This is a genomic window from Moorena sp. SIO1F2, from assembly GCF_010672755.1.
GTDB lineage: Bacteria > Cyanobacteriota > Cyanobacteriia > Cyanobacteriales > Coleofasciculaceae > Moorena.
In genome coordinates this window covers 1-7,223 of sequence record NZ_JAAHFV010000326.1, presented here as the reverse complement: position 1 = coordinate 7,223, position 7,223 = coordinate 1, and the positions used below count along the sequence as shown (strand labels likewise).

At 41.9% G+C, this 7,223-nt stretch carries 7 protein-coding genes; 3 read left to right on the top strand and 4 right to left on the bottom strand.

What is annotated here, in order from left to right; translation table 11 throughout:
* Window positions 1-63 precede the first annotated feature (63 nt).
* Window positions 64-1,359, bottom strand: coding sequence for an AAA-like domain-containing protein (locus F6J94_RS27050; RefSeq protein WP_293045950.1), 1,296 nt, complete (start codon window positions 1,357-1,359; stop codon window positions 64-66).
* An 838-nt stretch (window positions 1,360-2,197) separates the two neighbouring features.
* Window positions 2,198-2,431 carry a hypothetical protein gene (locus tag F6J94_RS27045; protein ID WP_293045947.1) on the bottom strand — a complete coding sequence of 78 codons (234 nt, stop codon included), beginning with the start codon at window positions 2,429-2,431 and terminating at the stop codon, window positions 2,198-2,200.
* A 427-nt stretch (window positions 2,432-2,858) separates the two neighbouring features.
* On the opposite strand from F6J94_RS27045, the gene F6J94_RS27040 reads away from it, so the two are divergent.
* Complete coding sequence (locus F6J94_RS27040) at window positions 2,859-2,987, top strand: hypothetical protein (protein ID WP_293045945.1); 129 nt, start codon at window positions 2,859-2,861, stop codon at window positions 2,985-2,987.
* Between the two features lie 149 nt (window positions 2,988-3,136).
* A complete protein-coding gene (locus tag F6J94_RS27035; RefSeq protein WP_293045943.1) occupies window positions 3,137-3,424 on the top strand; it encodes a hypothetical protein in 288 nt (95 codons plus the stop codon).
* A 293-nt stretch (window positions 3,425-3,717) separates the two neighbouring features.
* Here F6J94_RS27035 and F6J94_RS27030 read toward each other — a convergent pair whose 3' ends face one another.
* Entirely contained in the window at window positions 3,718-4,938 is a 1,221-nt protein-coding gene (locus F6J94_RS27030; RefSeq protein WP_293045940.1) for an AAA-like domain-containing protein, read from the bottom strand.
* 372 nt (window positions 4,939-5,310) lie between these two features.
* On the opposite strand from F6J94_RS27030, the gene F6J94_RS27025 reads away from it, so the two are divergent.
* Window positions 5,311-6,273, top strand: a complete 963-nt coding sequence (locus tag F6J94_RS27025; protein ID WP_293045937.1) for a PEP-CTERM sorting domain-containing protein — start codon at window positions 5,311-5,313, stop codon at window positions 6,271-6,273.
* Window positions 6,274-6,364: 91 nt separating this feature from the next.
* Here the strand turns inward: F6J94_RS27025 and lexA are convergent, their stop codons facing one another.
* The gene (gene lexA, locus F6J94_RS27020; RefSeq protein WP_293045934.1) at window positions 6,365-6,997 is read right to left on the bottom strand and encodes a transcriptional repressor LexA; all 633 of its coding nucleotides are present in this window, start codon (window positions 6,995-6,997) and stop codon (window positions 6,365-6,367) included.
* Window positions 6,998-7,223: the final 226 nt, after the last annotated feature.

The following is a 7,223-nucleotide window of genomic DNA, read 5'->3' as shown; positions in this document are numbered from 1 at the left end:
TAATGATATTACCCCTACTCCCTACTCCCTACTCCCTACTCCCTACTCCCTACTCCCTACTCCCTACTCCCTATTCCCTAAAATGCGATCGCTAAAATACAGACGATATAAATTACATCTAAAACTACAATCATTCCCATGGCGCTCAACCAGTCCAATACTTTCCAACTTGCGAGTGATAGTAGCATCCAGGCGCACTGGGTTGGTTGTACTAACTAATTGTTTAACAGCGTCCAGCAATTGGGGATGCTCTTGAATACTAGTTAACAGTAAGTACAGATGACTGCCATAAATTCCTGCTTCTGTGGGGGCTAAAGCCAAAAGAGTATCTAGTGTCTTTTCTACTTCTTGGTGATTCTTGAGATAATCAAAAGCTTGGGATAATAAATCAGGATGTCCCCCCACCATTGCCATCAGTTTCGTTACTGAATCCACAGACAAATTCAATCCATAACCCTGGGCAAATCTCTTAACCTGATCAGAATCAAACTCTAGTAAATCTATAGGTAATCCCACATTAAACGGGGACTTATTTATATCTAAATCAATGTAAATTTCCGTAGCATGAGCCACCACCAACCGCAGTTTTTTCCAACTATCGTCAAACTTGCCACTCTCATGCCAACTACGGAGCAAGGGCAGAAACCCTTCAGCAATCTCTTGATGGTGAAACACTCTATCAAGGTCATCCAAACACAACAGTAACGGAGTTTCTAAAGAGTCTAACAAATACTCTTCAAAGTAGGCCGTGCAGTTGTCAATACTGGTAAATAAACTATCATCCCAATAGGTTTCTAACTGATTGGGCAATTTCAGTTTGTTACCAACTTGCCCACAAAAAGACTTTAAAAATATATCTAAGTTAGTGAAAGGGAGCTGATTCATATTTAAATAAACCTTTCCATAACCCTGTTTTGCGCCATGGGCGATAATCTTCTGAATCAGTAAGGTTTTGCCCATCAGTTTCGGTGCTTTAATCCGAATTAATGCTCCCGGTTTGACAATTTCTTGATAACAACGAGCTTCAATGGGGGGGCGCTCAATATATATATCTTGCTCAGCTCTAGATCGAGACGATGAAAAACCGCACTCTTTTAATACTTCTTCAGCCACTAACTCAGGCTTATGGGTATAAACGATTTTAACTAATTCATCACGACAATTATAACCGTTAGCTTCAATATCAAAGTCTTTATATAGATTAGAAATATGCTTTCTTACAGTATTTTTATTATCGACACCTAGCACCTTGTCTTTGATTTCTCTATCTGTCTTGCCACCAACCACCGCCTCCAACACTTGTCGCCTTTTCGGAGGCATGTTCTTGTATTTTTCCTCGAAGGCTTCTTTACTCATCATAGGCGATCGCTCCCTGTGCCGTAGATAGTCCTATAGTTAGTTTAGAGTATTATTGATTAGTGGAGCAAGATTAAGATAATAGTTTCACAAATTTTGTTGATCAGTGAAAAAATAATTACAGAGATCTTCTTCGAGCTTCACCCATGTGAAGTGCCATGAAGTAACCTGAACTTTTTTCCACACTCACCACACTCCACACACTTCCCTACTGCTCCCTGCTGCCTGTTCCCTGCTGCCTTACATAGCTGAAGTTCCCCCAAAGTTTGAACTACTCGAAACCTCAATCCCAAGCTCTGTGGCGTTCCTAGGCTTGTCGGTACTTATTGCTACTGGGTACAGTCTTCTTGAGAATGCTCACAACGTTTAGCTGAAGGGCGTTTGAGCGATTTGGTTCTCAAATAAAAATGCGACCAGTGCCTATAGTTGGATTATATTCCAATTGCAGACATACTTCAAGAACCAACATGGGTACACAATTTTTTTGCTCAATCGCTATATCCCTTATGGGGAGAGCTTTTAACTAGCATAGTAGTACAAATGAACGGGGGAACTTCAGACATAGCAAAAAAAATCGGTCAAGAATTGGTTAACCAAAACTTGACCAATTTTTTTTGTAAGCCATTACAACTACAGCTGACTTGATCAGCGAATGCGCTACGCGCACGCTACGGGAACAGCGAAAGGTTGACTACTGACCACTGACCGCTGACTACTGATCACTGACCACTTACCTCAGCAACTGATCCAAAACAACAACATCCTAACTCAGTAAACTAACCTCCACAAAACAAATTTCACTGATGGTCGCCAGGGGGTCAAACCCTGGCAAATTACTATCCTAGTCTACGTAAAAATAGCGAATCAAAAAAGTCATAATCTCATCAGGCTTCCCCGTAGGCTCGGGAGTGCTCCACTCGTTGGGATAGGCGTATTTAAGGCCATAAAGGGCAATAATTGTCTTCCAAACTTTTTCAGGAGAACCGATCAAGATCAGCTTGACTTGCTTAGGTTGGCGACCAGGGTTTTCTGGGGTGTTCTTGTCATCGGAGTTAGGCGGAATGTTCTTGGTCATGAATCGTGATTCCTGTAAATGGCTCATATTATTAATATATTTATAAATTAATATATTGTCAAGGAATTTAGAATTTTTTTTATTACGAAATATGGATAAATCTTGGGATTAAAATTAATCGTAGGGTGGGCAGTGCTTTCTAGGAATTTTAAAGGTTGTAGTCAGTTAAATCGGCACTGCCCACCAACAGAAAATTAATTGTAAAATAGATTAAAATTAATCGTAGGGTGGGCAGTGCTTCCTAGGAATTTTAAAGGTTGTATTCAGTTAAATCGGCACTGCCCACCAACAGAAAATTAATTGTAAAATAGTAAAATAAATCGTAGGGTGGGCAGTGCTTCCTAGCAATTTCAAAGCTTGTAGTAAATTAAATCGGCACTGCCCACCAACAGAAAATTAATTGTAAAATAGTAAAATAAATCGTAGGGTGGGCAGTAATACAGCGTTTTTCATAACTATTAGGTACACAGGATTTTTTCCCGATTCCCGATTCCCGATTCCCGATTCCCGACTCCCGATTCCCGATTCCCTAGTTTCACGATTGTTTGTCAAGTAGTGAAAAACTAATCATGGATATATTATTCGAGCTTCACCAATAGTAAAAACCGTGAACTAAGTGAAATTTTACACACAAATGCTTAGGCTTAGTTTTGAAAGCCTATAGTTGGAGATAAGAGGGTTACTCAACTAAAGGCTGAATAAATCATGTCTAAACCAAACAAAGAATTTGACCCAGAAACCAGCTACTTGAACGAGCGCATTCGTCAAGCCCAGCTTTCCTTTAACTTGCTTGTCGGGGCTACAATTCTAAGCGGGATTGTAGGTCTAGCAGGCGCAGGATTATTAATGTCCAAACAGCTATCTGATGGAATAGTTACTACCAGTGTGGGATTAGCATCGAATATTGCTTTTGTTAAGCTAGCTAAAGAGGCAAATGATAGGTTGGATGAAGCGATTAGAGAGGCAGAAGAGGAAGATGAAGATGAAGAGTAGTAGGAATAGGGAATAGGGAATAGGGAATAGGGAATAGTGAAACTGTTGATACAAAATTGCAGCTAGGCATCACTTGATTACCTCGTAGATCAACTCACATCATGTCCGGATAATTAGTGATCAAAAACCTTCTCCGATGAAACCTTACTCCTTTACTTCTGCCTTCTGCCTTCTGCCTTCTGCCTTCCTTTCGGCTAGATTAATGCTAGGGTGGGCAGTGCTTGAGACTGCCCACCCTACATGAACGTGATTAACTCGTAGATACACCACCCGATGTCCTGTAGCTGTAAAGCCTAAAGGCAATCTAATTCCAGCGGTATGGGTGAACTTGTCTCTTGGGCAAAGGCTGTATAGAGTTCCCGATTCTGTTGACGCTTCAAGAATTGCCGACCCACATATTCGCCATACACTCTGCCTTGGGTAGCAGACTTAGGCAAAAACTGCTCTAGAGTGAAATCTTGATAATAAATGTGGTGTAGTGCTGTGCGCACCAGATAGGGATAGCCACCTACTAAAGACATCAGCTGCGCCACTTGATCAGCATCCCAATTCAGTCCATAACACCGTGCCAAATCTTGTACCTGTTCCTGAGTAAACTCAGGTAAAGCAATGGGCAGCCCCACATTAAAGGATTCATGGAGATTCAGCCAAGCATCATCTTCTGTGGCATAGACAACCACTAACTTAAGTTTTTGCCAAATATAGCTCCTACGATCTCCATACTTAGCTTTCTCATGCCAGGTGCGCAGTAAACTAAAAAAGTCTGAGGCGATTTCCGGGTATTGAAACACCATATCCACCTCATCTAAGCCCAGTACGAGTGAACTGTCAATTTCAGCCAACAGATAGTTTTCAAAGTAGTCGGTGCTGTTAGATTTGCTGCCCAGAATCTCATCCCAATAATCCGCCAACTGATTCGACAGCCCCAGGCTTTTCCCAACGCTGACACAGAACCACTTTAATAATTTATCCAGGCTGGTGAAGACCTCTCGATTAGCTAGTTTAAAGTTGAGAGTGACTGTGGTATTTCCCTGCCATCGTGCCTGCTCCAGAATCCTGGCCATCAGGGAGGTTTTGCCCATTTGCCTGGGAGCATAAATCCGAATCAAGGCTCCGGGTTGCAAAATGGCATGATATGAGCATGCTTCGATGGGGGGACGCTCTACATAAAAAGGGGAATCTAGAGGAACTTGACCTCCGGGTAATTCCAGGATTGGGGAGCTTGAAATTCTACGGCTGCTCTCCTGTTGCCAATCTCTTGCGATACGTTTGAGGACGACCTGAACGTTTTTTTTGTTGACCTTTGTCCCCAATACTTTAGAGAGCAAGTGCCATAATTTGGCACCAACTGTCTTGACATGGGCACTAGAAAAACAGTAAGTTTCCGCAATTATATCATAAGTGTGATTTTCCCAAGCTCCCCGCAATACATCAATTTGGACTTTATCCAAATGCTGGTCAGTTTTGGCAAACACCAAGCATTGCAAAAGTTCGATTGCTTCTTCAATATGCATTAATTTTTTCAAAAAATTATCAAACTATTCAAGGTATTTTAATTCAAAACTATCTTGAATAGTTTGATCATAAAAAAAAAACAAAATAAAGAGTTAAGTTTAAGGATACTCATCGGCAGCTTTAGTAAAAATTTATAAATAAAGTATACTTCTTTATCAGTAATTCATAAACCAACCTATAACTTTACAAACCCTTGATGAATATCGATTACTTCTTTACAAAAAGCTTATAAAGCTTATCCCTGAATCGTCCTACTTTTTCCTACTGACTTTTCTGCCATTGTTATTTAATTTAGTGAGTAAATTCTTTCACTAAATACAACCCAATAACCATTTTATTTTGGCGGTAAAATTATGGCTAATTCAACTCTCATGACCAAGTCATCAATGGCAATAGCAATAGCAGGATCTATTGTTCAAAATTCAGCCGTTTTACTGGGTGCTACAAGCATGATTTTCCTGTCCCTAGGAACTGCATCAGCACAAGCCGTTACTCTCAGCAATGGTTCCCTAGAAGTCACAATTCGAGAAGACAACGGTGCGATTGATACCGTATTATTTGACCAAATGACATTCTTTGCTAGTGATTTTTTTAACCCAGGAGCTCCTATCTCCGACTTTGGTTTTCAAAACGGGACAAACACATCTACTTTTGTCAGAAACACCACAACAGGTGTTACCCAACAACCCCTAAGTGTTAGTAGCAGCGGTGACTCTGTGTCCGTGACAGGAACATACACTGGAGGGGGTGCTAATGTTGATTTTACCCGCACCTATTCCCTGGTTCCCGATTTTAACGTGTTGAGCATCTCAACTGAATTTGTTAACAATGGTTCAGACGTAGCGCTGCGTTATTTTGACACGTTTGATCCAGACCAGGGTATTGATCAAGGAAACGGCTTCGGCACTTTCAATGATGTGTTGTCACTCTCAACGGATGCTGGATTGGCAACAGTCGGTCAAGCCACAGAACAAGATGGTCTTACAGTAGTCTTGGGGTCACTAGACCCTGATGTGACTGTTGCTTCTGGTAATCCTTTTGCGATATTTAATGGTTTTGATTTGAACAATTTCTTTAATGATCCATTTGATGGTAATGGCGATTTTGTAGACCTGGGAACACATATTGGTATTGAATTACTTCTCGCTGCTGGAGAATCAGGTTCTTTTAAGTACCATCACGCTTATGGACAATCAATAACGGAGGCTCAGGAGCAGTTCATCCTGGCAAAGTCCATTGATGTCCCTGAACCGGCTTCGGTTTTTGGTCTACTAGCAGTAAGTGCAATAGGTGCTGGTTCAGCACTAAAGCGCAAACAGGCCATGAAAGCTTAGAATAGAGCCTTAGATAACTGAATATTACTGATGGGAGAGCGATAGCTAAGAATTACCAAGATGCTTCGCTCTCCTTATTGTTATGGTATGGCTAATGTATCGCTGCAGCTGTTAAATTTTGATCATATCCCCGCCAGACACCAACTAATACTCCTTGAACCTGGACATGTTTTGCCATAACTTCTATGGGGTGGTATTTAGCATTAGAAGGTTTAAGAGTAACTTTATCACCCTTACGATAGAAACGTTTCAAGGTAGTACCATGTCCATCCACCCGTGCCGCTACAATTAGACCATTCTTGATGTCATCGGGATCAGGCACTGGTCGCATAATCACCACATCCCCTTCTGCAATTAGGTCTTCGATCATGCTGTCTCCAGTAACCCGCAGAGCAAAGTTACCTGGTTGATAGAAAAAGCCAGATATATCCAACTCCTCAACTGTGTCGGTGAAAGGTTCCACTAGGCCCCCGGCTGCGATCGCTCCTAATACAGGAACTCCCAAATTACAATGCCGCAGCAGCCTAATCGTCCGGGCTTTTCCTTCAGTCCAATCAATATATCCCTTGCTACGCAAATGTTCCAGCCTACTCTGAATCGGTGCTGGTGAGCGCAAGTTCATTGCTCTCATCATTTGCCGGATCGAAGGGGCATGGTGTGAGATGCGAATATAATTAACCAGCCAATCGTAGAGTTCTTGTTGAGCAGATGTGAGGTTTTCCATAAGACTCTTGACAAAAAATGGTCGTTCTTAGTGATTGCTCTATAGAACATTGGTACTATCAACTATTGTCATTTGTCCAGAGTATTGTTCGGGAGTGGAGGGTGGGAAGTGTGGGAAGTGTGGGAAGTGTGGGGAGGGTGGGGAGATGGGGAGATGGGGAGATGGGGAGATGGGGAGATGGGGAGATGGGGAGATAGGGAGATGGGGAGGGTGGGGAGTGTGGGAA

Coding starts and splice junctions, on each gene's coding strand:
- F6J94_RS27030 (WP_293045940.1), bottom strand. CDS start 4,938: ATGCATATTGAAGAAGCAATCGAACTTTTGCAATGCTTGGTGTTTGCC.
- F6J94_RS27035 (WP_293045943.1), top strand. CDS start 3,137: ATGTCTAAACCAAACAAAGAATTTGACCCAGAAACCAGCTACTTGAAC.
- F6J94_RS27025 (WP_293045937.1), top strand. CDS start 5,311: ATGACCAAGTCATCAATGGCAATAGCAATAGCAGGATCTATTGTTCAA.
- F6J94_RS27050 (WP_293045950.1), bottom strand. CDS start 1,359: ATGATGAGTAAAGAAGCCTTCGAGGAAAAATACAAGAACATGCCTCCG.
- F6J94_RS27045 (WP_293045947.1), bottom strand. CDS start 2,431: ATGACCAAGAACATTCCGCCTAACTCCGATGACAAGAACACCCCAGAA.
- lexA (WP_293045934.1), bottom strand. CDS start 6,997: ATGGAAAACCTCACATCTGCTCAACAAGAACTCTACGATTGGCTGGTT.